The following is a 24,881-nucleotide window of genomic DNA, read 5'->3' on the forward strand; positions in this document are numbered from 1 at the left end:
CTTTATAATAGGCTTCTGCAAGCTGAAATCTAAGGAGCACGCATGACCCGAATCCGAACCAAAATCTGCGGCTTTACCCGCCCCGAAGACGCACGCGTTGCGGCGCAGTTGGGCGTAGATGCCGTCGGGCTGGTGTTTTTTGCCGACAGCAAACGCGCGGTCGATATTCAACAGGCGCAAGCGGTCGTGGCTGCTTTGCCGCCGTTTGTGACGGTGGCGGCACTGTTTGTCAACGAAACGGCCGGGCAAATCCGCGAAACGCTGCGCCAAGTGCCGATTGATGTGATTCAGTTTCACGGCGATGAGGACGATGGATTTTGCCGCCAGTTTGACCGCCCCTATTTAAAAGCCGTGCGCGTGCAAAGCGCGGCAGACATTCAGACGGCCTCAAGCAGATTCCCCCATGCCCGCGCAGTGTTGTTTGACGCATATCACCCCGACGAATACGGCGGCACGGGTTTGCAGTTCGACTGGAAACTGCTCGCCGATTACCGCGACAAACCGTGGGTGTTGGCAGGCGGCTTGAATGCCGGCAATGTGGCCGAAGCGGTTCAAATCAGCGGCGCGGCGGCGGTAGACGTGTCCGGCGGAGTGGAAAGCAGCGGCGGCATTAAAGATGCGGAAAAAATGGCGGCGTTTTTGCGAGCCGTGGCAAAAGCGGGGCGCGGTGATGAGTAGCAAATCCATCGTTGAAACCCATCCTTTCCCGCCGATTCTGCCGCCCAACGCCACGGCGATGATGATGGGCACGTTTCCGCCCAAAGACGACAAACGCGCTATGCAGTTTCATTATCCGAATTTTCAGAATGATATGTGGCGCATTTACGGCGAAGTGTTTTTCGGCGACAAAACGCATTTCCAAAGGCCGTCTGAAAAAGCCTTTGATGCAGAAAAGATTATTGCTTTTTTGCATGAGCGCGGCATTGCGTCTTGCCCGACGGTGTGCAAAGCCGTGCGCGAACAGGACAACGCTTCGGATAAGTTTTTGAAAGTGGTCGAAGCGGTGGATTTGGCGGCGGTGTTGCACAAGCTGCCGCATTGCAGGCATTTGTTCACTACCGGCGGCAAAGCCACGGAAGTGTTGCTCGGTTTGCTGCCGGAGAAGACTGTATTGCCGAAAACAGGCGAAACCATCGATTATGTGTACCAAGGCCGCGCTTTAACGCTCACACGATTGCCGTCTACTTCACGCGCGTATCCTTTGGGTTTTGACAAGAAAACGGCGGCGTATCGGGCGTTTTTTGAGTTTGCCGGGTTATTATAAAACGTGGGTTTTTGCACGCAGATACACGCGTTTACACGGAAAATAAGTGTATAATCGGCATTCATTAAAATTATTGTTTTCAGACGGCCTGAATATAAATCAGGCTGTCCGAACCCCGCAAAGGAATTCATTCATGCAAAATTATCAAGCACCCGACCAACAGGGATTTTTCGGCGAACACGGCGGTCTGTATGTATCGGAAACGCTCATTCCCGCGTTGGAAGAGTTGAAACAGGCTTACACCGAAGCGAAGCAGGATCCTGAATTTTGGGCGGCATTCGAGCATGATTTGAAACATTATGTCGGCCGCCCGAGTCCTGTTTATCATGCCGAGCGTTTGAGCGGGCATTTGGGCGGTGCGCAGATTTGGTTGAAACGCGAAGACTTAAACCACACCGGCGCGCATAAAGTCAACAACACCATCGGTCAGGCTTTGCTGGCCAAACGCATGGGCAAAAAGCGCGTGATTGCGGAAACAGGCGCCGGCCAGCACGGCGTGGCTTCGGCTACCGTAGCGGCGCGTTTCGGCATGACTTGCGACGTGTACATGGGCGCCGACGATATTCAGCGTCAAATGCCGAATGTGTTCCGCATGAAATTATTGGGTGCCAACGTAGTCGGCGTGGAAAGCGGCAGCCGCACGTTGAAAGATGCGATGAACGAAGCCATGCGTGAATGGGTCGCACGCGCGGACGATACTTTCTATATCATCGGCACCGCCGCCGGCCCTGCGCCTTATCCTGAAATGGTGCGTGATTTCCAATGCGTTATCGGCAACGAAGCGAAAAAACAAATGCAGGAAGCCATCGGCCGCCAGCCTGATGTGGCCGTGGCCTGTGTGGGCGGCGGCTCGAATGCGATTGGCTTGTTCCACCCCTATATCGGCGAAGAAAACGTGCGCTTGATTGGCGTGGAAGCGGGCGGCCATGGTGTGGATACGCCGGAACACGCCGCGCCGATTAGTTCTCGCGCACCGATAGGCGTGTTGCACGGCTTCCGCAGCTATCTGATGCAAGATGAAGATGGCCAGATTTTGGGCACACATTCGGTATCGGCCGGTTTGGATTATCCGGGGATTGGTCCCGAACACAGCCACCTGCACGACATCGGCCGCGTGGAATACACCGTTGCCAATGATGAAGCGGCTTTGAATGCGTTTGATTTGTTGTGCCAATTCGAAGGCATTATTCCGGCCTTGGAATCCAGCCATGCTTTGGCTTGGGCAGTGGAAAATGCGCCGAAAATGGACAAAAGCCAAGTGATTTTGGTGAACTTGTCCGGCCGTGGCGACAAAGACATCAATACCGTGGCGACATTAAAAGGCATTGAATTGTAATTTTGATGGTTTATCGGCAAGGTCTTTCATCTTCGCCGTCACCTCTTTCCACTTGGCCTCAGCGTCCTTCGCACCTTTCAAGACTTTCTGGCCGGACAGTTTGCCGGTAATATTGCCAATCGCAGACGGGAGCGCAAGCCATCGGCCGTCGTCCCGCTTGGGCGGGAGCGGATACTAAACAATGTTGTGGTGCAGATACGCCTACGGCATTGGGTGCGCTTGCCTGTACACCCTGAACCTCCACTTTAATTATAGTGGATCCGCTTTAAAATAGTACGGCGTTGGTTCGCCCGGCCGTATTATCTATACTGTCTCCGGCTCGCCGCCTTGTCCTATTTTAAAGTGAATCCACTATATCTATGGTTTTGCTTCCGCCATCTGCGTCTTTCGCGTCGGCAGAATTTAAAGAGGCCGTCTGAAACGTTCGGACGGCTTTTTTTATCGGTTTCAGACGCTGCTCCTTTGTAACCAAAAGTAAAAAATGATGATATCGCCATAGCAAAAACGGATAATGCCACGCAGTTTAGACTATAATGTCAAATAAAACGCGTTTGAAAACATAATATTCCGTTTGCCATGATTTCTTGATTTCCCATTCGCACATGAACATTAGACGATTACTCCTGCGCTTTTTACCGCGCTATGCCGTTGGGCGTATTTTGATTTACTCGCGGCTGATGCGTGTGGAAAAACCCATCGGCACCTTATTATTGCTGTGGCCGACTTATTGGGCGATGTGGGTGGCTGCCGAAGGTCATCCCGGATACATCATTTTTCTCTCCTTTACCATCGGCACGTTTCTCATGCGCAGTGCCGGTTGCGTGATTAATGATTATGCCGACCGCGATTTTGACGGCGCAGTCGAGCGCACCAAAAACCGCCCGTTTGCGCGCGGACAAGTCAGTAAAGCCGAAGCTTTGCTGTTGACCTTGATTTTGTGTTTGCTGGCGGCGATGTGTTTGGTGCCGATGAACTCGCTGACTTGGCTGATGAGCTTGCCGGCCTTGTTTTTGGCGATGACTTACCCGTTTACCAAGCGTTTTTTCCCGATTCCGCAATTTTATTTGGGCTTGGCATTTTCATTCGGTATACCGATGGCGTTTGCCGCGATTACCAATGACGTGCCGCCGGTTGCATGGCTGATTTTTGTCGCCAATGCCTTATGGACTTTGGCTTACGACACGATTTACGCCATGGCCGATAAGGAAGACGATTTGAAAATCGGCATCAAAACATCAGCCGTCACTTTCGGCCGGCATGATATTGAGGCGGTGATGTTGTGCCATTTTTGGTTTACTGCGCTGATGGTGGTACTGGGTTTGCAAATCGGCGCCACATGGCCTTATTGGCTGATGCTGCCTGTGACCGCTTGGTGGCAGGTTAACCAATACCATGCGATTAAAACGCGCGACCGCCAAGTATGTTTCCGCACTTTTTTGGAAAACAACCGCATAGGCTTGGCTTGGTTTTTAGGTTTGGTCGGCCATTATTTGTGGAAGTTGGTTTGAGTAAAAATGGATTGGAGGCCGTCTGAAAAATACCGGCCGCTAAGGCGGGTATTTTTGTTGACGGGTGATGATGGGGCGTGAAAATCGATTAACGTAATTTAAAAATTCTATTGTTTTAATCTCGAGAAATAGTGCATATAATGATATGCATATTGATTAAATATTTAAATAATTATTTAATTTTAATGAGTTAAGATAAAACTAAAATGAGACGACGATGTTAAGGATCATTAAAATGCCGTCTGAAAGCGTAAGGCTTTTAATGTAAATTGTACGCTTGGGATTGAGATTTGTGCCGACTGTCGGTACAATTCCATCTTGTTTTGCTACCTCTTAAAAGAGATTCCTATGAGCCTGATTGGCGAAATTCTACCGTTGTCCCATATTGAATTGGATGTGGAAGTCAGCAGCAAAAAGCGCTTGTTCGAGCAAGTCGGCTTGTTGTTGGAAAACGAAGCAGGGCTGCCGCGCGCAGATGTATTCGAATGCCTGTTTGCCCGCGAAAAATTAGGCACTACCGGTTTAGGACAGGGCGTGGCGATTCCGCATGGCCGCGATGCCTGCGTGCAAAAAGCAGTAGGCGCGTTTATCCGTACCAAAGAGCCGATTTCTTTCGACGCACCCGACGGCAAACCGGTTTCGCTGGTGTTTGTGCTGCTGGTGCCGGAAAACGCCACCGGTGAGCATTTGGAAGTATTGTCGAAACTGGCCGGCAAGTTTTCCCAAAAAGCCGTACGCGAAGCCTTGATGACGGCTTCCGATGCCGAAGAAGTGCAAAAATTATTAACTGAAGAGTAACTATGCCGAGTATATCCGTCCGCCGTCTGTATTCCGATAATCAGCACAAGCTGCAATTGGCTTGGGCCGCAGGTAATTCAGGCGCGGATAACCGTATCGGTGTTGAGGCCGACAAGCCCGTTTTGGCGCTGGTCGGCCATTTGAATTTTATCCACCCCAATCAGATTCAAGTGGTGGGGGTGGCCGAAGCCGAATACCTTAATCGCTTGGAATCGGGCGAGCTCAATTACGATTTTGGCGAATTATTTGATATTCCGATGGCCTTGGTGATTGTTGCCAACGGCTTGCCCGTGTCGTCGAAATTGCGCGATTATTGTCACACCAACAGCATTCCGCTACTCACTTCCAAGTTGGAAAGCCCGTATTTGATGGATGTGTTGCGGATTTACCTGCAACGCACGCTGGCTACATCGGTCACCAAACACGGCGTATTTTTGGATGTATTTGAAATTGGTGTGTTGATTACCGGCCATTCCGGCTTGGGTAAAAGCGAACTGGCTTTGGAGCTGATTTCACGCGGCCACAGCCTGATTGCCGACGATGCCGTCGAATTGTTCCGTACCGGTCCCGAAGTATTGGAAGGCCGCTGCCCGCCGATGTTGCGTGACTTTTTGGAAGTTCGCGGCTTGGGCGTGTTGAATATCCGTCATATTTTCGGCGAGACCTCGATTCGTCCGAAAAAGATCCTACAATTAATCATTAACCTCATTCCGGCCGACGACGAATACATGAAGCAGCTTGACCGCTTGAGTATTCGTACCGAAACCGAATCCATTCTCAACGTCAATGTCCGATCGGTCATGCTGCCTGTGGCAGTGGGTCGAAACTTGTCGGTATTGGTTGAAGCTGCGGTGCGCAATTATATTTTGCAGTTGCGCGGAAAAGACAGCACGCGAGAATTTTTAGAACGCCATCAAACACTGCTGAAAGAAAACGAACAAAGCCATGAAAATAGTATTAATTAGCGGTCTTTCCGGTTCGGGAAAATCTGTTGCCCTCAAGCAACTGGAAGACTTAGGTTATTACTGTGTCGACAATCTGCCTCTGGAGTTAATGCCCTCATTGGTGTCGCATCACGTTGCGCGCGATGAAGTGGATAGCTTGGGCGTGAGTGTCGATATCCGTTCCAAAATTGATATTGATCAGACCGAAGAGCAAATCCAATATTTGCGCGAACAAGGCCATCAAGTTGAAGTGTTGTTCATTGAAGCAGAAGAGAGCGTGTTGGTGCGTCGCTTTTCCGAAACCCGTCGAGGCCACCCATTATCCGGCCACAATTTAACCTTGCTCGAAAGCCTGCGCGAAGAACGCGCATGGTTGTTTCCATTGCGTCAGATGGCCTATTGCATCGACACATCAAAAATGAACGCGCAGCAATTGCGCTATGCCGTGCAACAATGGCTCAACATTGAGCGCCACGGTTTATTGGTGATTTTGGAATCGTTCGGTTTCAAATACGGCGTGCCGAACAATGTCGATTTTATGTTCGACATGCGCAGCCTGCCCAACCCTTATTATGACCCTGAATTGCGCCCATTTAACGGCATGGATAAAGAAATTCAGGATTATCTCGACCAGCAGCGGCTGGCGCAAGAAATGGTGAACGACATCGACCAATTTATTAACCGCTGGTTACCGCGCATGCAGCAGGAAAGCCGCAGCTATGTCACCATCGGCATCGGCTGCACCGGCGGGCAACACCGCTCTGTGTATGTGGTGGAAAAACTGGCCGAACGTTTGGCCGGAAAATACGAATTACTGGTGCGCCACCGCCAAGCGCAAAACCTTTCCGGCCGTTAATTTTCAGACGGCCTCGATAAAAAGGACAAAATTCATGACTGCAAAAATTGTATTTCCATTATGCGCTGCCTTAGTGCTGGCTGCCTGTAACACCACCACCGTCAGCCCTTACCGTTGGCACCAGGTCGGCATGAGCGAAAGCGATGTTGCCCGCCAGCAGCGCACCTGCATTTCACAAGCTAATCAGGATGCCAAACAAGGCAAGCAGCCTAAATCGCTGGAACAATGCATGGATGAGGCCGGCTATTACCGCTACATTACCGGCAATATGTAAGCACGAAACATACCAAAGGCCGTCTGAAAAGGTTAAAATCCCTTTTCAGACGGCCTTTCATGCTGAATCGGCCGCCTTAAAAAATATCCAATTACAGAAAGCAATAACATGGCAATCCAATGGTTCCCCGGCCACATGAACAAAGCCAAAAAAACCATCGGCGACCGCATCAAATCCATCGATATGGTCATCGAAATGCTTGACGCGCGTTTGCCCGCTTCAAGTGAAAATCCTTTATTGGCGCAATTGTCGCGCGGTAAGCCCAAGCTCAAAATCTTAAATAAACAAGACCTTGCCGACCCCGAACGCACACAAGTTTGGCTCAATCACTACAACAGCCAAACCGATACCCAAGCCATCGCACTCGATTCGTCTGAAAGAGGCGCACATGGAAAAATCACCCGAGTCTGCCGCAAAATGATGCCCAACCGCGGTGGTTTGGATAAACCCTTGCGCGTATTGATTTGCGGCATTCCCAATGTCGGTAAGTCCACCTTAATCAACGGCATGATCGGCAAAAAATCAGCCAAAACCGGTAACGAACCCGGCATCACCAAAGCCGAACAGCGTCTGTTCCTCGCCGATGATTTCTGGCTGTACGATACACCCGGCATGCTGTGGCCGAAAATCATTGTCGAAGAATCCGGCTACAATCTGGCTGCCAGCGGTGCCGTCGGCCGTAATGCCTTGGACGAAGAAGAAGTCGCGCTTGAACTGTTAGACTACCTGCGCCGCCACTATCTGCCGCTTTTGCAAGAGCGTTATCAAGCTGACAAAGCCCCAAGCAGCCATTGGGACGATGTCGCATGGTTTGAATGGATTGCCAAAAAACGCGGTTCCTTACTCGGCGGCGGCCGCATCAATTACCAAAAAGCTGCTGAAAACATCCTGACCGATTTCCGTGACGGCCAAATCGGCCGCATTACCTTGGAAACGCCAAACCAATGGGAGGCATGGCTGAAAAAAGCCCGCCAAAAAGAAGCCGAGCTCAAAGCCATGCGCGAAGCGAAAAACGCAGAACGCAAAGGACATAAGCTGCAGAACCATGGTGAATAAGTTTCAGACAGTCTTGAATTTACAAAGGCCGCCTGAAAAATTAGGGCAGGTGTAACCCGCCATTTAAATATAAGAATGGACGTGGCGGGGTTACCATCCACCCTGCTAAATGAGAATGTTATGCCTTTCAAGTCTTTACTTTTTTGTGCACCGCACTGCTTTTAACTGCTTGTGCAGTTTCAGATGGCCAATCTATCCATGCGGAACGTGTTTCGGTATATAAATCCGATGGGCCGCACCAATGTGGAAGCGGCAGTGGTGTGAGTGCACAAGAAATGTCGGGTGAATTGGACGGCATTAAGGTTCATGCGGTGCAAGCGGATGTGTTGCACGGCATGGTGTTTCCGGTGGTTTGCGGCGGTAGTACGCCAAACATCAATGTTTATGTGATTGATGCGAAAAATCTGAAAAAAGCGCGGCAGCGTAGATTTCATCTGTTGCAAAACAAGGGCTTTGGTGTATTTTGACAGTTGAGGCCGTCTGAAAAGATTGATGATTAAAATGAACGAAAAAATTTCCCCTGATGCGCTGATTGAAGCGGCTTTGCTGACACAAGTCGAGCCTTTAAGCGAAAAAGCGATGCGCGAATTGTGTGTGCCGCCGTTGTCGCAAGATAAGTTAATTGATGTGTTGTCGAATTTGAAAGCGCGTTGGCAAAACCGTGCGTTGCAATTGGTGCATACGCATGAAGGCTGGCGCTTTCAAATTGCGCAGGCGGCGTTTGAGCGATTAGGCAGTTTGCAAGAGCAGCGTGCGCCGCGCTATTCGCGTGCGGTGATGGAAACGCTGGCAATCATTGCTTACCAGCAACCGGTCACGCGAGGCGACATCGAAGGCATTCGCGGTGTGGCGGTGTCACAAAACGTGATGCAGACTTTGCAGGATCGGGGCTGGATTGAAGTCATCGGGCATCGTGATTCTGTCGGCAGACCATCTCTTTGGGCAACCACGGCACGTTTCTTAAGTGATTTGAATTTAGACAGCTTGGAAGATCTGCCGCCGTTGACCGAATTGGGCGGGCTGGTGTTGCCTGATTTAATCGACACACTGCCGACAGGTGATGAAGACGAAGAGCAAACAGAATTCCCCGGCATTCAGGGCAGCTTTTAAATTAAGGCCGTCTGAAACAAATCCTGTTTCAGACGGCCTAAAACCTTTGCAAAATTCCCTTTTTCAAACCATAAAGGTTACTTGAGTTATCAAGCAACCTTTATTTCTCCTCCAAGCACACAGATTTCCCTAAGTTTCCAAATCCTGCCACCCAAGCCCCCGATTTCCCGGGTACTCCCCTTTTCAGGCAGCAGGCGCAGCGAGGTTAAATTTGTTTGCCGTTTTGGGCAAATTCAAACACACCGCTTTCAAATGACTTTGCGCATTCGCTTTCCGTAAGCCGAAATATGTTGCCCTATGGCAGCGGAACTTGCGGTGCAATGTACCGAAACCCTGTTCCGCCGCATAACGGGTATTTGATAAGTATCGGTTGCGTTGTTTGCCTTCGTCTGTTAAGAGGCAGCCACGGTGGGCTTTACGCATAATGCCGTCCGAAAGTTTTTTGTTGTTTAAGCATTGCAGCCTTTGCCGGCATATAAGGCGGTGTATTCGGTTATGCCGTTCAATAAAGGTTCGAAGTAGCGGCACTTGTGTTCGTTGGCGGGGCTGACAGGCAGTCGGCCGGTATAGCCTTCTTGGCCGGTACGGGGGTGTTGTTTACAGCTGGTTTGAATTTGCCGTCTTTTTTATCCGACGGGCATCTTTGCCTTTGCCGGGGGCGATTTCGCCGGCGATACCCTCCACAGACGACAATGATGGTTTGAGCGGTTTGTTGGGAGAAGCTGCTTATGGGAAATCCTCTAAATCCAGTTTAGGGGAATTTAGAGGTTTCTTTTGGGGGACAAAGGTCTCGGCCTTTATTGCAAGGACGAGGTTGGGGATTGGGATTTAAGGTTTTGAAGATTTATGTCATTTGTTTGGAACTAAATCCGGTTGTAAAACAGGTGGTTGTCGGTTTGGGTTAAAATTTATTGAGGATATGGGTTGACGGGTATTGGGGCGAGGGGTATAGTTCGGTTCTTCGCTGCTTCGGCGGTGAATAACCGAACTGACAATTATAGCACGGTTGATTTGGATTTTCGATAGATTTTGAAAAAAGAGTTGACAAGCAGTTTAGGTGTTATATAATTCGGTTTTTGCTCTTTAACAAACAGATTACCGATAAGTGTGAGTGCGACAAGCCTCACACTGTTGAAAAAGACAGACAAGACAAATGTTTAAAACATTGACTTGTCAGTTTCTTTGAAGCAGACCAGAAGTTAAAAAGTTAGAGATTAAACATAAGAGTTTGATCCTGGCTCAGATTGAACGCTGGCGGCATGCTTTACACATGCAAGTCGGACGGCAGCACAGAGAAGCTTGCTTCTTGGGTGGCGAGTGGCGAACGGGTGAGTAACATATTGGAACGTACCGAGTAATGGGGGATAACTAATCGAAAGATTAGCTAATACCGCATACGCTCTGAGGAGGAAAGCAGGGGACCTTCGGGCCTTGCGTTATTCGAGCGGCCAATATCTGATTAGCTAGTTGGTGGGGTAAAGGCCTACCAAGGCGACGATCAGTAGCGGGTCTGAGAGGATGATCCGCCACACTGGGACTGAGACACGGCCCAGACTCCTACGGGAGGCAGCAGTGGGGAATTTTGGACAATGGGCGCAAGCCTGATCCAGCCATGCCGCGTGTCTGAAGAAGGCCTTCGGGTTGTAAAGGACTTTTGTCAGGGAAGAAAAGGTTTGTGTTAATACCATAAACTTATGACGGTACCTGAAGAATAAGCACCGGCTAACTACGTGCCAGCAGCCGCGGTAATACGTAGGGTGCGAGCGTTAATCGGAATTACTGGGCGTAAAGCGAGCGCAGACGGTTAGTTAAGCAAGATGTGAAATCCCCGGGCTCAACCTGGGAACTGCGTTTTGAACTGGCTGACTAGAGTGTGTCAGAGGGGGGTAGAATTCCACGTGTAGCAGTGAAATGCGTAGAGATGTGGAGGAATACCGATGGCGAAGGCAGCCCCCTGGGATAACACTGACGTTCATGCTCGAAAGCGTGGGTAGCAAACAGGATTAGATACCCTGGTAGTCCACGCCCTAAACGATGTCAATTAGCTGTTGGGCAACTTGATTGCTTAGTAGCGTAGCTAACGCGTGAAATTGACCGCCTGGGGAGTACGGTCGCAAGATTAAAACTCAAAGGAATTGACGGGGACCCGCACAAGCGGTGGATGATGTGGATTAATTCGATGCAACGCGAAGAACCTTACCTGGTCTTGACATGTACGGAATCCTTCAGAGACGGAGGAGTGCCTTCGGGAACCGTAACACAGGTGCTGCATGGCTGTCGTCAGCTCGTGTCGTGAGATGTTGGGTTAAGTCCCGCAACGAGCGCAACCCTTGTCATTAGTTGCCATCATTAAGTTGGGCACTCTAATGAGACTGCCGGTGACAAGCCGGAGGAAGGTGGGGATGACGTCAAGTCCTCATGGCCCTTATGACCAGGGCTTCACACGTCATACAATGGTCGGTACAGAGGGTAGCCAAGCCGCGAGGCGGAGCCAATCTCACAAAACCGATCGTAGTCCGGATTGCACTCTGCAACTCGAGTGCATGAAGTCGGAATCGCTAGTAATCGCAGGTCAGCATACTGCGGTGAATACGTTCCCGGGTCTTGTACACACCGCCCGTCACACCATGGGAGTGGGGGATACCAGAAGTAGGTAGGCTAACCGCAAGGAGGCCGCTTACCACGGTATGCTTCATGACTGGGGTGAAGTCGTAACAAGGTAGCCGTAGGGGAACCTGCGGCTGGATCACCTCCTTTCTAGAGAAGAAGAGGCTTCTCGCATTCACACTTATCGGTAAACTGTAGAAGATGCAGAAGATATTGAGAAAACAAAGTAACGGATCGGCAATAAGGCCTGGTTTGGTGAAACGGTTTCAAAATAACGACCTTGGGTTTGTAGCTCAGCTGGTTAGAGCACACGCTTGATAAGCGTGGGGTCGGAGGTTCAAGTCCTCCCAGACCCACCACAACTCATACTGGGGGCATAGCTCAGTTGGTAGAGCACCTGCTTTGCAAGCAGGGGGTCATCGGTTCGATCCCGTTTGCCTCCACCAAATACTTTCCAAATCAAAGTCAGTTGGCAGAATTTAAATAAAAAAGCGCATAGCGCTGATTTTTTGTTTAATGACTGAAAAAGCTTGACTGCAAGAAGAAGGCTGATATAATGGCCAGCTCATTTTGATTTGCGAAGTCAATAGCAATATTGAAAAGCATCGATCTTTAACAAATTGGAAAGCCGAAATCAACAAACAAAGACAATGTCGGTTTACTTTAACGATTGGCCAGTTGCAAACGGCTAATCGTTACCAAGAAGTAAACCGCAGTATTTGGGTGATGATTGTATCGAGTTGCTCCTGAAACACAAAAGGCAGGAGCGACACACAACAAAGCAGTAAGCTTTATCAAAGTAAACACCTTAAGCCAAGTTACCTAGTCAACGGGAACAAAGCGAAGTCAAAGAGGTTCTTGAAATGATAGAGTCAAGTGAATAAGTGCATCAGGTGGATGCCTTGGCGATGATAGGCGACGAAGGACGTGTAAGCCTGCGAAAAGCGTGGGGGAGCTGGCAATAAAGCTTTGATCCCGCGATATCCGAATGGGGAAACCCACTGCATTCAGTGCAGTATCCTAAGTTGAATACATAGACTTAGAGAAGCGAACCCGGAGAACTGAACCATCTAAGTACCCGGAGGAAAAGAAATCAACCGAGATTCCGCAAGTAGTGGCGAGCGAACGCGGAGGAGCCTGTACGTAATAATTGTTGAGATAGAAGAACAAGCTGGGAAGCTTGACCATAGTGGGTGATAGTCCCGTATTCGAAATTTCATCAATGGTACTAAGCGTACGACAAGTAGGGCGGGACACGAGAAATCCTGTCTGAATATGGGGGGACCATCCTCCAAGGCTAAATACTCATCATCGACCGATAGTGAACCAGTACCGTGAGGGAAAGGCGAAAAGAACCCCGGGAGGGGAGTGAAACAGAACCTGAAACCTGATGCATACAAACAGTGGGAGCGGACTTGTTCCGTGACTGCGTACCTTTTGTATAATGGGTCAACGACTTACATTCAGTAGCGAGCTTAACCGGATAGGGGAGGCGTAGGGAAACCGAGTCTTAATAGGGCGACTAGTTGCTGGGTGTAGACCCGAAACCGAGTGATCTATCCATGGCCAGGATGAAGGTGCGGTAACACGCACTGGAGGTCCGAACCCACGCATGTTGCAAAATGCGGGGATGAGCTGTGGATAGGGGTGAAAGGCTAAACAAACTCGGAGATAGCTGGTTCTCCCCGAAAACTATTTAGGTAGTGCCTCGAGTATGAGACTGATGGGGGTAAAGCACTGTTATGGCTAGGGGGTTATTGCAACTTACCAACCCATGGCAAACTAAGAATACCATCAAGTTGCTCCTCGGGAGACAGACAGCGGGTGCTAACGTCCGTTGTCAAGAGGGAAACAACCCAGACCGCCAGCTAAGGTCCCAAATGATAGATTAAGTGGTAAACGAAGTGGGAAGGCCCAGACAGCCAGGATGTTGGCTTAGAAGCAGCCATCATTTAAAGAAAGCGTAATAGCTCACTGGTCGAGTCGTCCTGCGCGGAAGATGTAACGGGGCTCAAATCTATAACCGAAGCTGCGGATACCGTAAGGTATGGTAGGGGAGCGTTCTGTAGGCCGAAGAAGGTGCATTGTAAAGTGTGCTGGAGGTATCAGAAGTGCGAATGTTGACATGAGTAGCGATAAAGCGGGTGAAAAGCCCGCTCGCCGAAAGCCCAAGGTTTCCTACGCAACGTTCATCGGCGTAGGGTGAGTCGGCCCCTAAGGCGAGGCAGAAATGCGTAGTCGATGGGAAACAGGTTAATATTCCTGTACTTTGATTCAATGCGATGTGGGGACGGAGAAGGTTAGGTTAGCAAACTGTTGGAATAGTTTGTTTAAGCCGGTAGGTGGAAGACTTAGGCAAATCCGGGTCTTCATAACACCGAGAAGTGATGACGAGTGTCTACGGACACGAAGTAACCGATACCACGCTTCCAGGAAAAGCCACTAAGCTTCAGTTGAATCGGAACCGTACCGCAAACCGACACAGGTGGGCAGGATGAGAATTCTAAGGCGCTTGAGAGAACTCGGGAGAAGGAACTCGGCAAATTGATACCGTAACTTCGGGAGAAGGTATGCCCTTCGATGTGAAAGACTTGCTCTGTAAGCATTGGAGGGTCGCAGAGAATAGGTGGCTGCGACTGTTTATTAAAAACACAGCACTCTGCTAACACGAAAGTGGACGTATAGGGTGTGACGCCTGCCCGGTGCTGGAAGGTTAATTGAAGATGTGAGAGCATCGGATCGAAGCCCCAGTAAACGGCGGCCGTAACTATAACGGTCCTAAGGTAGCGAAATTCCTTGTCGGGTAAGTTCCGACCCGCACGAATGGCGTAACGATGGCCACACTGTCTCCTCCCGAGACTCAGCGAAGTTGAAGTGGTTGTGAAGATGCAATCTACCCGCTGCTAGACGGAAAGACCCCGTGAACCTTTACTGTAGCTTTGCATTGGACTTTGAAGTCACTTGTGTAGGATAGGTGGGAGGCTTAGAAGCAGAGACGCCAGTCTCTGTGGAGCCGTCCTTGAAATACCACCCTGGTGTCTTTGAGGTTCTAACCCAGGTCCGTCATCCGGATCGGGGACCGTGCATGGTAGGCAGTTTGACTGGGGCGGTCTCCTCCCAAAGAGTAACGGAGGAGTTCGAAGGTTACCTAGGTCCGGTCGGAAATCGGACTGATAGTGCAATGGCAAAAGGTAGCTTAACTGCGAGACCGACAAGTCGAGCAGGTGCGAAAGCAGGACATAGTGATCCGGTGGTTCTGTATGGAAGGGCCATCGCTCAACGGATAAAAGGTACTCCGGGGATAACAGGCTGATTCCGCCCAAGAGTTCATATCGACGGCGGAGTTTGGCACCTCGATGTCGGCTCATCACATCCTGGGGCTGTAGTCGGTCCCAAGGGTATGGCTGTTCGCCATTTAAAGTGGTACGTGAGCTGGGTTTAAAACGTCGTGAGACAGTTTGGTCCCTATCTGCAGTGGGCGTTGGAAGTTTGACGGGGGCTGCTCCTAGTACGAGAGGACCGGAGTGGACGAACCTCTGGTGTACCGGTTGTGACGCCAGTCGCATCGCCGGGTAGCTAAGTTCGGAAGAGATAAGCGCTGAAAGCATCTAAGCGCGAAACTCGCCTGAAGATGAGACTTCCCTGAGGATTTAATCCTCCTAAAGAGTCGTTCGAGACCAGGACGTTGATAGGTGGGGTGTGGAAGTGCGGTAACGCATGAAGCTAACCCATACTAATTGCTCGTGAGGCTTGACTCTATCATTTGAAGGACTTCAAAGATAAAAGCTTACTGATGATTCAGTCATCACCAAAAGTTGGTTAAACAATAAATAACTGCAGGAAACTGCATAACGGCTTAACAATTTGTACAGTTTAAGTTTGGCGGCCATAGCGAGTTGGTCCCACGCCTTCCCATCCCGAACAGGACCGTGAAACGACTCAGCGCCGATGATAGTGTGGTTCTTCCATGTGAAAGTAGGTCACTGCCAAACACCCATTCCGAAGCCTCCGACTCCTGTCGGAGGCTTCTTTACGTCATACGTTAAAAGCAGCGGTAATTGAATAAAAGCGTGGTCATGATGAAACAGTCATGAAATAATCGGCAGAGAAAATTTGCATTATTAATATTGGGTAAATATAATCTACGGTATTATCAACACGTTCAGGAGAAAACGTATGAATCCGATGAAAAAAATCATCTTCTGCGCACTGACCACTTTGGTCGCTTCCGTCTCTGCAGCAGCAGTCAACATCAACACCGCTTCCGAAAGCGAACTGACGGCACTGCCGGGTGTAGGCCCGGCCAAAGCCAAAGCCATTGTGGAATACCGCAAACAGCATGGCAGCTTTAAGACTTTGGACGAACTGAAAAACGTCAAAGGCATTGGGGAAGGGATTTTTGCGAAATTGAAGAATGAAGCGTCGGTTGCCGCCCCTGCCAAGAAGGCTGCCCAGCCTGTGGTTAAAAAGTAGTAGGGGCAGTGCAGCAGGTAACATAGCATGTAAGAGGTAGGCCGTCTGTTGTAGAAAATCCTATCGTTGTTTACATTTTTTCTTTTTTACCTGAAGACCCATTTGGGGATTTTCGAGCGTTGTCAAGAATACTGAAAGGCACGGCAAAGCCGCATGGTTCTTGATAACGCCCGAAAATCCTAAAACAATCGTTCAGGCAAAAAATAAAAGCTGTTTTGCATAAAAAGTATAAACAACCAGGTGATTTCCTATATTATGTCTGTTTCAGACGGCATTTTTCTTTTGGGGCTGACGTAGATTAGCAGTTAGGTTACACTCAAAAAATGAAGATAACCCATTACAACACAGTAAATCTACACAGCAAAAGTTGCTTCAGTTTTTTGTATTAGAAGTTACTGCTCGTTCAGCAGCGGATATACTCGGTATTCAACCTAATTGTGCTATGTTGTTTTACCGCAAAATCCGTCAAGTGATTGCCTGCCATTTGGCACTTCAAGCAGACGAAGTTTTTGACAGCTCTATTGAGCTGGACGAAAGCTATTTTGGCGGACAACGCAAGGGTAAACGCGGTCGTGGTGCAGCCGGTAAAGCGGCTGTTTTTGGTATTTTAAAACGCAATGGCAAGGACCGTTGTGGTTGAAAACACCAAACAAGATACTTTACTACCTGTTGTTAAAAGAAAAATCATGCCTGATAGTATTGTTTATACGAACTGTGTTACAAAAGCTGTGATGTGCTTGATGTGAGCGAATTTATTCATTACCGCATCAATCATTCACAGATTTTTGCAGAGCGTCAAAACCACATTAACGGCATTGGGAATTTCCGGAACCAAGCAAAACGTGTTCTGAGAAAATACAACGGAATTGACCGTAAATCTTTTCCCTTATTCTTGAAAGAATGCGAATTTCGTTTTAATTTTGGCACACCAAAAGAGCAGTTAAAAATTCTGCGAATTTGGTGTGGTGTTTAGGGCTAATCTACGTCAGCCCCTTTCTTTTAGTAAATACACATCAAAAAAAATCAGCCTGAAATATTCAGGCTGATTTTTTGTATCGATACATCACTTCCAATAACGCCACCAAGGCATGTCGCCATTGCGCCATTCATGGGTTAAGAAAGGGCTTTCCGGGAAGTTTTGCTGCAAAATACGACGGGTATCTTGAGCCAGTTGCGGTTTTTCCAGTTTCTTATAGGCCAGTTCCATCATGGCTAAAGATTCTTCAACATAACGTGTATTTTGGTATTGTTGAACAATTTTTTGTGCGCGGTTAATGGCTGCAACGTATGCGCCGCGTTTCATGTAATAACGGGCAACTGCAATTTCGTTGCCGCCCAATGCGTCAACCAATTTGGTCATGCGTGAAGTGGCATCAGGCGCATATTTACTGTTCGGATAGCGTTCTACCAGTTGTGCAAAAGCATGGTAGGCATCACGGTTGGCTTTAGGGTCGCGGTCGGACCAGTCTTGTGACGCCAATTTATTTAAGAAAGACTGATCTTCATTAAACAATACCAAGCCTTTTAAATATAAGGCATAATCCATGTTCGGATGCTGCGGGTGATGGCGTTGGAAGCGGTCGATAGCGGCCAAGGCTTTTTCAGGCTCATCATCTTTATAGTATGCGTAGGCTGTGTCTAATTGAGATTGCTGCGCGTAGCGACCATTAGGGAAACGTGATTCGAGCAGTTCATATAACTTGATGGCTCGCGTATAATTGTTGCTGTTCAATTCATCCTGTGCTTCAGCATAAAGCTGTTCCACACTCCAATCCTGAGTAATTTGAGCGTCTTTATCGATGGTGCCTTTATTGGCACATGCGCTGAGTGCCAAACTTAAAGAAACTAATAAAAGAATTTTTTTCATGCAGAATACTTCCTTTGATAATGAAGCTGATTATAGCGATGATTTAGATTTTGCGGCAGTCCCTGAAGCAGAAAGTTGTGTTAAATTGACCGTTTCTGTCGAGATGGCCGGATTGCGTTTGGACGCGGCACTGGCCAAACTCATGCCCGATTATTCGCGCAGCCGCTTGGCCACTTGGATTAAAGACGGTGATGTCATGGTAAACGGCAAACCGGCCCAACCGAAAGCGAAAATGATTGGCGGAGAGTTTATCACAGTTACCGTGCGTCCGAGAGAAGAAAATCTGGCGTTCACCCCTGAAGCGATGAATTTGGATATTGTTTACGAAGACGATACCGTGATTGTTATCAACAAACCTGCCGGCTTGGTGGTGCATCCCGCAGCGGGCAACTGGACGGGCACGCTGTTAAACGGTTTGCTTGCACATTGTCCAGAATTAAGCCAAGTACCCCGCGCAGGGATTGTTCACCGTCTCGACAAAGAAACCAGCGGCTTGATGGTGGTGGCGAAGAATTTACCGGCGCAAACTTCTTTGGTGCAGCAGCTTCAGGCACGCACGGTAAAACGCATTTACCGCGCCGTAGCCAATGGCCTGGTGCCGTTTGACGGTAAAATCGACACTTTAATCGGCCGCGATCCGCACAACCGCTTGAAAATGGCGGTGGTAAAATACGGCGGCAAACCGGCTGTGACCCATGTAAAAGTGCTGGAACGCTATTTGTCTCACAGCTATATCGAATGTGCTTTGGAAACCGGCCGTACCCACCAAATCCGTGTGCATATGCGCGAAGCCAATCATCCACTGGCGGCTGATCCGGTTTACGGCAATCCGCGCCATCCGTGCAGCGAAGGCGTGAAAGAAGCAGTAAAGGCTTTGGGCGCACGCCAAGCCTTGCACGCTTACCGTTTGAGTTTTATCCATCCGAAAACAAATAAAACCGTGTCGTTTGAAGCGCCGTTGCCGGACGATATTTACCATCTGCTTTCGATTTTACGCTTGGAAGCCGGATTGGATTCTTCTTTGAGCCATGAAGAAGAATGGCAGGAAAAGCTTGATAGTGATGACAACGATGATTGGAACGAAGACGATTACGATGTTGAAGTCGTTTATGTACGAGAATAAGTTGAAGTTGTTTATGTACGAGAATAATGTTCAGACGGCCTATTAATGAGACACAGGCCGTCTGAAAAAAGGAGGCGCATGAAAACCTTAAGTGAAACGTTAGGCATTAAAGCACAAAACAAAACTTTTCTCACCGCCGATTGGCCTGCGCCTGCCAATGTGAAAACCTTAATCACCACGCGCAACGGCGGGGTGAGCAAAGCGCCGTTTCACAGCCTGAATGTCGGGGCGCATGTCGGCGATAATCCCGAGTATGTGGCGCGCAACCGCGAAATCGTACAAAACCAAACCGGTCTGCCTGTTGCCTATCTCAACCAAATTCACAGCGATATCGTGGTGAACGCGACTGATGCGTTGGCAACACTTATCGATGCCGATGCCAGCGTCGATACCACCGGCCAAACTGCTTGCGCCAGCATGACCGCCGATTGCTTGCCGGTTTTGTTTTGCGATAAGGCAGGTACGGTTGTGGCAGCGGCACATGCCGGTTGGCGCGGTTTGGCAGGGGGCATTTTGCAAAATACCGTGCGCGCCATGCAAGTAGCGCCTTTAGAAATCATGGCTTATTTGGGGCCGGCGATCGGACCGGAAGCCTTTGAAGTGGGACAGGACGTATTTGATGCGTTTGCCGCACAAATGCCCGCCGCCGAAAGCGCGTTTGAATCCATCGGTGGCGGCAAATATCTGGCCGATATGTATGCTTTGGCGCGAATGGTATTGCAGCACGAAGGCGTGGGCATGATTTATGGCGGTGAACATTGTACCGTGTTAGAGCGTGACAGTTTTTTCTCTTACCGCCGTGATGGGCAAACCGGGCGCATGGTGAGCTTAATTTGGCTGGATAATGATGTATAGTGTTTTAATAAGTCGAAACCATTGCGAGGCCGTCTGAAAAGGTTATTGCTTTTCAGACGGCCTAGATTTAATAAGATTACATAAAATCTCATGTATACCCTAAAACTCATCAGGCCGTCTGAAGCCTAACGATTTCAGACGGCCTGATAATCCGCTATAATCCAGCTATTCCCGTCTTGAAAACGAAAGCCTGATATGAAGAAAATCATCCTGACCACCGCTGTATTGCTGTTGGCTTCCTGCGGTTTCCATTTGAAAGGCACGGCCGGTACATCGCAGCCGCTGCCGTATCAAAATTGGTATGTCAACGGCGGTGCACTGCAACAGGCTTTGGAAAACTCCCTGCGCCGTTCAGACGGCCGTCCGGTCGGTATGGAGCAGGCGCAAATGGCGGTGAATGTGACCCACATCGAAACCCGCCGCGATATTTACACCATTACCCGTGCTGCCGACATCAATGAATATCTGCTGATGTTGCGCGTGGATGCGCAAGCGACACGCAACGGCGAGCTGGTGGGCGAACCGATGAGCGTGGTGGTACGCCGCACCATGGATTACGCCGACAGCGAAGTGTTGGGTAAAGCCGAAGAGGAACAAACCATCTGGTCGGAAATGCGCACTGATGCCGCCGACCAAATTGTCCGCCGACTGACCTTTTTGAAAGCGGCGCAGTAAATGGCGGCGATGAATATCGAGCAGCTTAGCGCCGATATGCCGCTCAAACCGCTGTATGTGGTTCATGGCGAAGAAGATTTATTGCGGATTGAAGCGCTCGATACCTTGCGCACGGCCGCGCGTCGGCAGGGCTATCTCAACCGCGAAGTGCATACCGCCGAAAACAATTTTGATTGGGATGAGTGGTTGCAATCGGCGGGCAGCATGGGTTTGTTCGCCGATTTAAAATTGCTCGAATTGCATATTCCCAACGGCAAACCGGGCAAAAACGGCGGCGAAGCGCTGCAGTATTTTGCCCGGCAATTGCCCGAAGATACCGTCACCGTCATCATGCTGCCCAAGTTGGAAAAATCGCAAACGCAAGCCAAATGGTTTGGTGCGCTGGCGGCAAACGGCGTGATGCTGGAGGCCAAAGCGGTGGGTGCCGCTGCCTTGCCCGCATGGATTCGAGGCCGTCTGAAAAAATGGGGCTTGGAAATTGAAAACGATGCGCTGGCTTTGTTTGCCGAACGCGTTGAAGGCAATCTACTGGCCGCCAGGCAGGAAATCGACAAGCTGGCCTTGCTGCACCCGAAAGGCCATCTGCTGAACATGGCTGATGCCGAAGCGGCGGTGGCCAATGTGGCGCGTTTTGATGTGTTCCAACTGGCAGGTGCCTGGATGAAGGGCGATGCACAACGCGTGGCGCGTTTGCTCGATGGTTTGGAGGCCGATAGTGAAGAACCGGTATTGCTGCTGTGGGCGGTGGCTGAAGACATCCGCACGCTGATTCGACTGACCGCCGCTTTAAAACAAGGGCAGAATATCCAATCGCTGCGCAACAGCTTGCGCCTGTGGGGCGAAAAACAAACGTTGGCACCTATTGCCGCCAACCGCATTTCCATCAGCCGGCTGCTGGATGCGCTGCAAACTTGTGCCAAAATCGACCGTATGATTAAAGGCGCGGAAGAAGGCGACGCATGGGCGGAATTTAAACAATTGGTGATGGGCTTGGCAGTGTGAAGCCGGGCAGTCCGTCCGAATGAAAAAGCAGCCAATCTTCCCCGTAAGTCTGAAAATACTGTAAAATAGCGTTAAATCATTCCAAGGCCGTCTGAAAAGCTCAACGGAATTTTTTCAGACGGCCTCAAACCGTTTTAAGGAAACACAATTCATGGATACAAAAGCAAAAATCCGCTTAGCCGGCCTGATGATTCTGGCCACCGCCGTTTTGAGCCTGCTGTTGGTGTTAATCGTTGATTCATGGCCGCTTGCAATTTTGATTGCCATCGTGATTATGGTAGCCGCTGCCGGCGGTTTCGTGTGGACTTCGCGCCGCCAGCAACGCCAATTTATCGAGCGCCTGAAAAAATTCGATATCGACCCTGAAAAAGGCCGCATCAACGAAGCCAACTTACGCCGCATGTACCACCGTGGCGGCCAAGCACAAAAAGATGCGATTACGCTGATTTGTCTGTCGCAAAAATGCTCGGTTGACGAAGCGCATGCCATGTTTAAAAAACGCCCGACCCGTCAGGAAATGAACCAAATGGCGATGCAACAAGCCAAAGGCCAAAAGCGCCCGCACCGTTGATTTTTTAACCGGCAGGCCGTCTGAATAGGTCAAAGCGAAGTAAAATATTCCCGGTTTCGCTTCTGCCTTGCAGACGGCCTTTGTATTCGATTTATGCCCATGACCCGATTTCCTACTGTTGCTCTCAAACGCCGTCTTGCTGCCTTGATGTATGAAATGCTGCTGGTCGGCGCCGTTACCGCCGTCGCCGCGATTTTGTCAGGCATATCGGCGATTTTTCTCAATCCGATTTCGACCTATTTATCCAGCTTTGCCACCTGCGTGTTGGTGATTGGTTTTTGGTGGTATTATTTCCGCATGAACTGGCTGCAAAAAGGCCAAACGCTGGCGATGCAAACTTGGAAAATCGGTTTGGCCAATCAGCAAAACGTGCAGCCGCCGTTGCACCAACTGCGCCAACGTTTTATTTGGGCCTGCGTGTTTGTAGTGTTTATCCCCATGCTGGTTTATGCCGGATTGCGTCATTTTCTGAATATTCCGCCTATGCTCGCATTCGGCGCGGCCTTGTTTTGGCTGATTCTGCCGTGGGGCTTTGCGTTATTGAATGCCGACCGCCAGTTTTTATATGATTTCTTGGCCGGTACGCGTTTGGTGGATTTGAAGCAGGATAAGAAAAAATAACAGGCAGTATCGTTTTTTTATATAAAAGGCCGTCTGAAATATGATGTTTCAAACGGCCTTTTTGTGAGTAAAAAAGCGTACAAACTGCTTTTCAGACGGCCTTAAAAATGATTCTTCAATTCACGCAATGCGGCAAACACTTCCAATTCCGTGTCAAATTGCTTACCGCTTAAGCTTTCCACACGTTCCCAAACCTGTGGCAAACCGACACGTAAAAACGGATTGACTTTGCGCTCGTGCAGCAATGTCACCGGCAGGGTCGGGGCGGTGGCGGATTCGGCCTCGCGCAAGGCCGTCCGAATGTCGGTGTTGTCCGGCTCGATGTGGGCGGCAAAGCGCAGGTTAGAAGCCGTGTATTCGTGCGCAGGGTAAAACAAGGTGTTTTCCGGCAATTGATTGAAACGCAAGAAACTGTCAAACAATTCTTCAGTTGTGCCGGTGAATACGCGGCCGCAACCCGCACTGAACAAGGTGTCGCCGCAGAAAACGTGCAGGCCGTCTGAAGTTTCAAACAGATAACTCAAATGATGGCCGGTGTGGCCCGGGGTTGCCCAAACCGTGGCCAAGCCGCCGCCAAACGGAATTTGCAAACCGGCTTCGGCGCGGTGGGTGGCTTCGGGAATGTCGCTGTTGCCGTAAACCGGTGATTCTAAAAATGTGCGCCACAAAGCACCTGCGCCGCCGCGGTGGTCGTCATGGTGGTGGGTAATCCATGTTTGCGCAAGCATCAGGCGGTTGTTGACCAAAAATTTCAATACCGGCGTGGCATCGCCCGGATCAACGCAGACGGCCAGATTGCCTTCCTGAATCATCCAAATATAGTTGTCGCTGAAGGCTTTGACCGGGGTAATTTTCATGTGGTTCCTTTTTTCAGACGGCCTGTTCCTGTACATAATCGCGGTGGTTGCGGCTTAAGCCGTACACGGCCGCCCGTGCTTGATTGATGGTCAAGCGGTTGTAGGTCAGGCGTTGGGTTTGGTTGTGGTCGTAAATATGGATTTCGCCTTGTTTGTGCGTTTGTTTGAGGAAAAACCCGCTTTTCAGCGTGCGCCATAAATCCGGCTTCACATGCACGATGACGAACATGTCGTGGGCGAGATTCACGCCGATGCTGATTTCTTTTTCCGACTCCTGCAGGCAAAACGAACGATCGTTAAACAGGCACAAGCCTGAATTGTCCGGATAGCGGTAAAGCTCGATTTTCACCGCTTCAGGTACATCAAACGCTGCGCGGAACATCTGTTCAAACAACGAAGGCTGCGACACGCCGTCGCTCAACATGCCGTAAAGGTTGGAGAGCCAATTGACGTAGCCGTGAAAATTGAAATCGAAATCCTGCAAAATCGAGCGGAGGCGGTTCGGATCGCGGGCGCGGATTAAATGCACGAATTCACGGCTCACTTCGGGCAATTGGCGGCGGATGGCCTGATGCAGGCGGTGGGCAAACAAGGTTTTGTGGTTATTCGGGTTGCGCAAAATACCCAGCAGCTTCAAGCGCAAAACCCGCCAAATGGCATCGGGCACTTTCAGACGGCCTGAAGGCAGGCTGCGCAGCATTTGGCACGAATCTTCATAGCCGCTTTCATGGCGGTTGAACCAGCTTTCGAGATTGTATTGATTAGGAGAATCGTCAACAAAGGCCAGCGTGTAAAGGTTTTTGGCGGCCAGATTGGTGATGATGTTCACATTATCTGCTTCGCCGCGGTAAGGCTTGTGAAACAGGCTGATCGGCAGGCGGTAAACGTTTTGGTTTTGCGTGCCGACCGACGAATTATGCGCATGCTGCCGCTGCTCGGTTTGCGCGACATAATGGTGCATTTTGGTCGGATTGGCGGTCAGCAACGCAAACGGCTTGGCGTCGCATTCCGGATACTCGCAATCACTGAGAATAAAAGCGTGTTTCATGTTTCAGACGGCCTAGAAAGCAAATCAGGCTTTATC

Annotated in this window: 22 protein-coding genes, 2 tRNA genes, 3 rRNA genes and 1 pseudogene; 24 read left to right on the forward strand and 4 right to left on the reverse strand. The window is 49.8% G+C overall.

Annotated elements, in window-relative coordinates:
* The first annotated feature begins 42 nt into the window (after positions 1-42).
* From H4O27_RS03800 to scpB, 11 genes are all read left to right on the forward strand, one after another.
* On the forward strand, positions 43-678 hold the full coding sequence (locus tag H4O27_RS03800) for a phosphoribosylanthranilate isomerase (protein ID WP_165010686.1): 636 nt from the start codon (positions 43-45) through the stop codon (positions 676-678).
* Entirely contained in the window at positions 671-1,264 is a 594-nt protein-coding gene (locus H4O27_RS03805) for a DNA glycosylase (RefSeq protein ID WP_165010684.1), read from the forward strand. Before H4O27_RS03800 ends, H4O27_RS03805 begins: the two co-directional genes overlap by 8 nt.
* Positions 1,265-1,397: 133 nt before the next feature.
* Entirely contained in the window at positions 1,398-2,600 is a 1,203-nt protein-coding gene (trpB, locus tag H4O27_RS03810) for a tryptophan synthase subunit beta (protein WP_165010682.1), read from the forward strand.
* A 602-nt stretch (positions 2,601-3,202) separates the two neighbouring features.
* Positions 3,203-4,108 carry a 4-hydroxybenzoate octaprenyltransferase gene (gene ubiA / locus H4O27_RS03815; protein WP_165010680.1) on the forward strand — a complete coding sequence of 302 codons (906 nt, stop codon included), beginning with the start codon at positions 3,203-3,205 and terminating at the stop codon, positions 4,106-4,108.
* Positions 4,109-4,456: 348 nt separating this feature from the next.
* Positions 4,457-4,906 (forward strand): PTS IIA-like nitrogen regulatory protein PtsN, encoded by a 450-nt coding sequence (gene ptsN, locus H4O27_RS03820; protein ID WP_165010678.1) that lies wholly within the window; start codon positions 4,457-4,459, stop codon positions 4,904-4,906.
* A gap of 2 nt (positions 4,907-4,908) precedes the next feature.
* Positions 4,909-5,871, forward strand: coding sequence for an HPr(Ser) kinase/phosphatase (gene hprK, locus H4O27_RS03825; RefSeq protein ID WP_165010676.1), 963 nt, complete (start codon positions 4,909-4,911; stop codon positions 5,869-5,871).
* Positions 5,852-6,706: an RNase adapter RapZ gene (gene rapZ / locus H4O27_RS03830; protein WP_165010674.1), complete on the forward strand. Its 855-nt coding sequence runs from the start codon at positions 5,852-5,854 to the stop codon at positions 6,704-6,706. The genes hprK and rapZ overlap by 20 nt, the downstream gene beginning before the upstream one ends.
* Before the next feature lie 34 nt (positions 6,707-6,740).
* Positions 6,741-6,980 carry a protocatechuate 3,4-dioxygenase gene (locus H4O27_RS03835; RefSeq protein WP_165010672.1) on the forward strand — a complete coding sequence of 80 codons (240 nt, stop codon included), beginning with the start codon at positions 6,741-6,743 and terminating at the stop codon, positions 6,978-6,980.
* A 108-nt stretch (positions 6,981-7,088) separates the two neighbouring features.
* Positions 7,089-8,036, forward strand: a complete 948-nt coding sequence (gene ylqF, locus H4O27_RS03840) for a ribosome biogenesis GTPase YlqF (RefSeq protein ID WP_165010671.1) — start codon at positions 7,089-7,091, stop codon at positions 8,034-8,036.
* Between the two features lie 260 nt (positions 8,037-8,296).
* On the forward strand, positions 8,297-8,503 hold the full coding sequence (locus tag H4O27_RS03845; protein ID WP_226883427.1) for a hypothetical protein: 207 nt from the start codon (positions 8,297-8,299) through the stop codon (positions 8,501-8,503).
* Positions 8,504-8,537: 34 nt separating this feature from the next.
* Positions 8,538-9,146, forward strand: coding sequence for an SMC-Scp complex subunit ScpB (gene scpB / locus H4O27_RS03850; protein ID WP_165010669.1), 609 nt, complete (start codon positions 8,538-8,540; stop codon positions 9,144-9,146).
* A 183-nt stretch (positions 9,147-9,329) separates the two neighbouring features.
* On the opposite strand, the gene H4O27_RS03855 is transcribed toward scpB, so the two are convergent.
* On the reverse strand, positions 9,330-9,674 hold the full coding sequence (locus H4O27_RS03855) for a transposase (protein ID WP_226883429.1): 345 nt from the start codon (positions 9,672-9,674) through the stop codon (positions 9,330-9,332).
* 688 nt (positions 9,675-10,362) lie between these two features.
* Here H4O27_RS03855 and H4O27_RS03860 point away from each other — a divergent pair.
* The 7 genes and pseudogenes from H4O27_RS03860 (at position 10,363) to H4O27_RS03890 (ending at position 17,199) form a co-directional block, all read left to right on the forward strand.
* A 16S ribosomal RNA gene (locus H4O27_RS03860) occupies positions 10,363-11,903 on the forward strand.
* Positions 11,904-12,035: 132 nt separating this feature from the next.
* Positions 12,036-12,112 (forward strand) — tRNA-Ile (locus H4O27_RS03865).
* Between the two features lie 11 nt (positions 12,113-12,123).
* Positions 12,124-12,199 (forward strand) — tRNA-Ala (locus H4O27_RS03870).
* Between the two features lie 424 nt (positions 12,200-12,623).
* A 23S ribosomal RNA gene (locus tag H4O27_RS03875) occupies positions 12,624-15,511 on the forward strand.
* A gap of 120 nt (positions 15,512-15,631) precedes the next feature.
* Positions 15,632-15,745 (forward strand): 5S ribosomal RNA (gene rrf / locus H4O27_RS03880).
* Together the 16S, 23S and 5S rRNA genes with 2 tRNA genes alongside form the textbook arrangement of a ribosomal RNA operon.
* A 193-nt stretch (positions 15,746-15,938) precedes the next feature.
* A complete protein-coding gene (locus H4O27_RS03885) occupies positions 15,939-16,226 on the forward strand; it encodes a ComEA family DNA-binding protein (protein WP_165008812.1) in 288 nt (95 codons plus the stop codon).
* A gap of 367 nt (positions 16,227-16,593) precedes the next feature.
* Positions 16,594-17,199 (forward strand): annotated as a pseudogene (locus tag H4O27_RS03890) (IS1595 family transposase).
* A 90-nt stretch (positions 17,200-17,289) separates the two neighbouring features.
* Here the strand turns inward: H4O27_RS03890 and H4O27_RS03895 are convergent.
* A complete protein-coding gene (locus H4O27_RS03895) occupies positions 17,290-18,093 on the reverse strand; it encodes an outer membrane protein assembly factor BamD (RefSeq protein WP_165009446.1) in 804 nt (267 codons plus the stop codon).
* Between H4O27_RS03895 and rluD the strand changes: the two genes are divergently transcribed.
* The 6 genes from rluD to H4O27_RS03925 all read left to right on the forward strand — a co-directional run bounded on the left by rluD (position 18,092) and on the right by H4O27_RS03925 (position 22,940).
* Positions 18,092-19,216, forward strand: coding sequence for a 23S rRNA pseudouridine(1911/1915/1917) synthase RluD (gene rluD, locus H4O27_RS03900; RefSeq protein ID WP_165009444.1), 1,125 nt, complete (start codon positions 18,092-18,094; stop codon positions 19,214-19,216). The two genes, H4O27_RS03895 and rluD, sit on opposite strands and share 2 nt — an antisense overlap.
* A gap of 78 nt (positions 19,217-19,294) precedes the next feature.
* Entirely contained in the window at positions 19,295-20,071 is a 777-nt protein-coding gene (gene pgeF, locus H4O27_RS03905) for a peptidoglycan editing factor PgeF (RefSeq protein WP_165009442.1), read from the forward strand.
* Positions 20,072-20,266: 195 nt separating this feature from the next.
* The gene (locus H4O27_RS03910) at positions 20,267-20,746 is read left to right on the forward strand and encodes an LPS-assembly lipoprotein LptE (protein WP_165009440.1); all 480 of its coding nucleotides are present in this window, start codon (positions 20,267-20,269) and stop codon (positions 20,744-20,746) included.
* A complete protein-coding gene (gene holA / locus H4O27_RS03915; protein ID WP_165009438.1) occupies positions 20,747-21,748 on the forward strand; it encodes a DNA polymerase III subunit delta in 1,002 nt (333 codons plus the stop codon).
* A gap of 151 nt (positions 21,749-21,899) precedes the next feature.
* Positions 21,900-22,319, forward strand: a complete 420-nt coding sequence (locus H4O27_RS03920) for a hypothetical protein (RefSeq protein WP_165009436.1) — start codon at positions 21,900-21,902, stop codon at positions 22,317-22,319.
* A gap of 99 nt (positions 22,320-22,418) precedes the next feature.
* The gene (locus H4O27_RS03925; protein WP_165009434.1) at positions 22,419-22,940 is read left to right on the forward strand and encodes an RDD family protein; all 522 of its coding nucleotides are present in this window, start codon (positions 22,419-22,421) and stop codon (positions 22,938-22,940) included.
* A gap of 101 nt (positions 22,941-23,041) precedes the next feature.
* Here the strand turns inward: H4O27_RS03925 and gloB are convergent, their stop codons facing one another.
* Positions 23,042-23,797, reverse strand: a complete 756-nt coding sequence (gloB, locus tag H4O27_RS03930; protein WP_165009432.1) for a hydroxyacylglutathione hydrolase — start codon at positions 23,795-23,797, stop codon at positions 23,042-23,044.
* 13 nt (positions 23,798-23,810) lie between these two features.
* Positions 23,811-24,845, reverse strand: coding sequence for a DUF4238 domain-containing protein (locus H4O27_RS03935; protein WP_165009430.1), 1,035 nt, complete (start codon positions 24,843-24,845; stop codon positions 23,811-23,813).
* Positions 24,846-24,881 lie beyond the last annotated feature (36 nt).

Origin of the sequence: Neisseria yangbaofengii (assembly GCF_014898075.1) — a bacterium.
In the GTDB taxonomy this organism is placed as follows: domain Bacteria; phylum Pseudomonadota; class Gammaproteobacteria; order Burkholderiales; family Neisseriaceae; genus Neisseria; species Neisseria yangbaofengii.

Coding starts and splice junctions, on each gene's coding strand:
- rapZ (WP_165010674.1), top strand. CDS start 5,852: ATGAAAATAGTATTAATTAGCGGTCTTTCCGGTTCGGGAAAATCTGTT.
- H4O27_RS03925 (WP_165009434.1), top strand. CDS start 22,419: ATGACCCGATTTCCTACTGTTGCTCTCAAACGCCGTCTTGCTGCCTTG.
- rluD (WP_165009444.1), top strand. CDS start 18,092: ATGCAGAATACTTCCTTTGATAATGAAGCTGATTATAGCGATGATTTA.
- H4O27_RS03935 (WP_165009430.1), bottom strand. CDS start 24,845: ATGAAACACGCTTTTATTCTCAGTGATTGCGAGTATCCGGAATGCGAC.
- pgeF (WP_165009442.1), top strand. CDS start 19,295: ATGAAAACCTTAAGTGAAACGTTAGGCATTAAAGCACAAAACAAAACT.
- H4O27_RS03800 (WP_165010686.1), top strand. CDS start 43: ATGACCCGAATCCGAACCAAAATCTGCGGCTTTACCCGCCCCGAAGAC.
- H4O27_RS03910 (WP_165009440.1), top strand. CDS start 20,267: ATGAAGAAAATCATCCTGACCACCGCTGTATTGCTGTTGGCTTCCTGC.
- scpB (WP_165010669.1), top strand. CDS start 8,538: ATGAACGAAAAAATTTCCCCTGATGCGCTGATTGAAGCGGCTTTGCTG.
- hprK (WP_165010676.1), top strand. CDS start 4,909: ATGCCGAGTATATCCGTCCGCCGTCTGTATTCCGATAATCAGCACAAG.
- ptsN (WP_165010678.1), top strand. CDS start 4,457: ATGAGCCTGATTGGCGAAATTCTACCGTTGTCCCATATTGAATTGGAT.
- H4O27_RS03895 (WP_165009446.1), bottom strand. CDS start 18,093: ATGAAAAAAATTCTTTTATTAGTTTCTTTAAGTTTGGCACTCAGCGCA.
- holA (WP_165009438.1), top strand. CDS start 20,747: ATGGCGGCGATGAATATCGAGCAGCTTAGCGCCGATATGCCGCTCAAA.
- ylqF (WP_165010671.1), top strand. CDS start 7,089: ATGGCAATCCAATGGTTCCCCGGCCACATGAACAAAGCCAAAAAAACC.
- H4O27_RS03805 (WP_165010684.1), top strand. CDS start 671: ATGAGTAGCAAATCCATCGTTGAAACCCATCCTTTCCCGCCGATTCTG.
- H4O27_RS03885 (WP_165008812.1), top strand. CDS start 15,939: ATGAAAAAAATCATCTTCTGCGCACTGACCACTTTGGTCGCTTCCGTC.
- gloB (WP_165009432.1), bottom strand. CDS start 23,797: ATGAAAATTACCCCGGTCAAAGCCTTCAGCGACAACTATATTTGGATG.
- H4O27_RS03920 (WP_165009436.1), top strand. CDS start 21,900: ATGGATACAAAAGCAAAAATCCGCTTAGCCGGCCTGATGATTCTGGCC.
- H4O27_RS03835 (WP_165010672.1), top strand. CDS start 6,741: ATGACTGCAAAAATTGTATTTCCATTATGCGCTGCCTTAGTGCTGGCT.
- ubiA (WP_165010680.1), top strand. CDS start 3,203: ATGAACATTAGACGATTACTCCTGCGCTTTTTACCGCGCTATGCCGTT.
- trpB (WP_165010682.1), top strand. CDS start 1,398: ATGCAAAATTATCAAGCACCCGACCAACAGGGATTTTTCGGCGAACAC.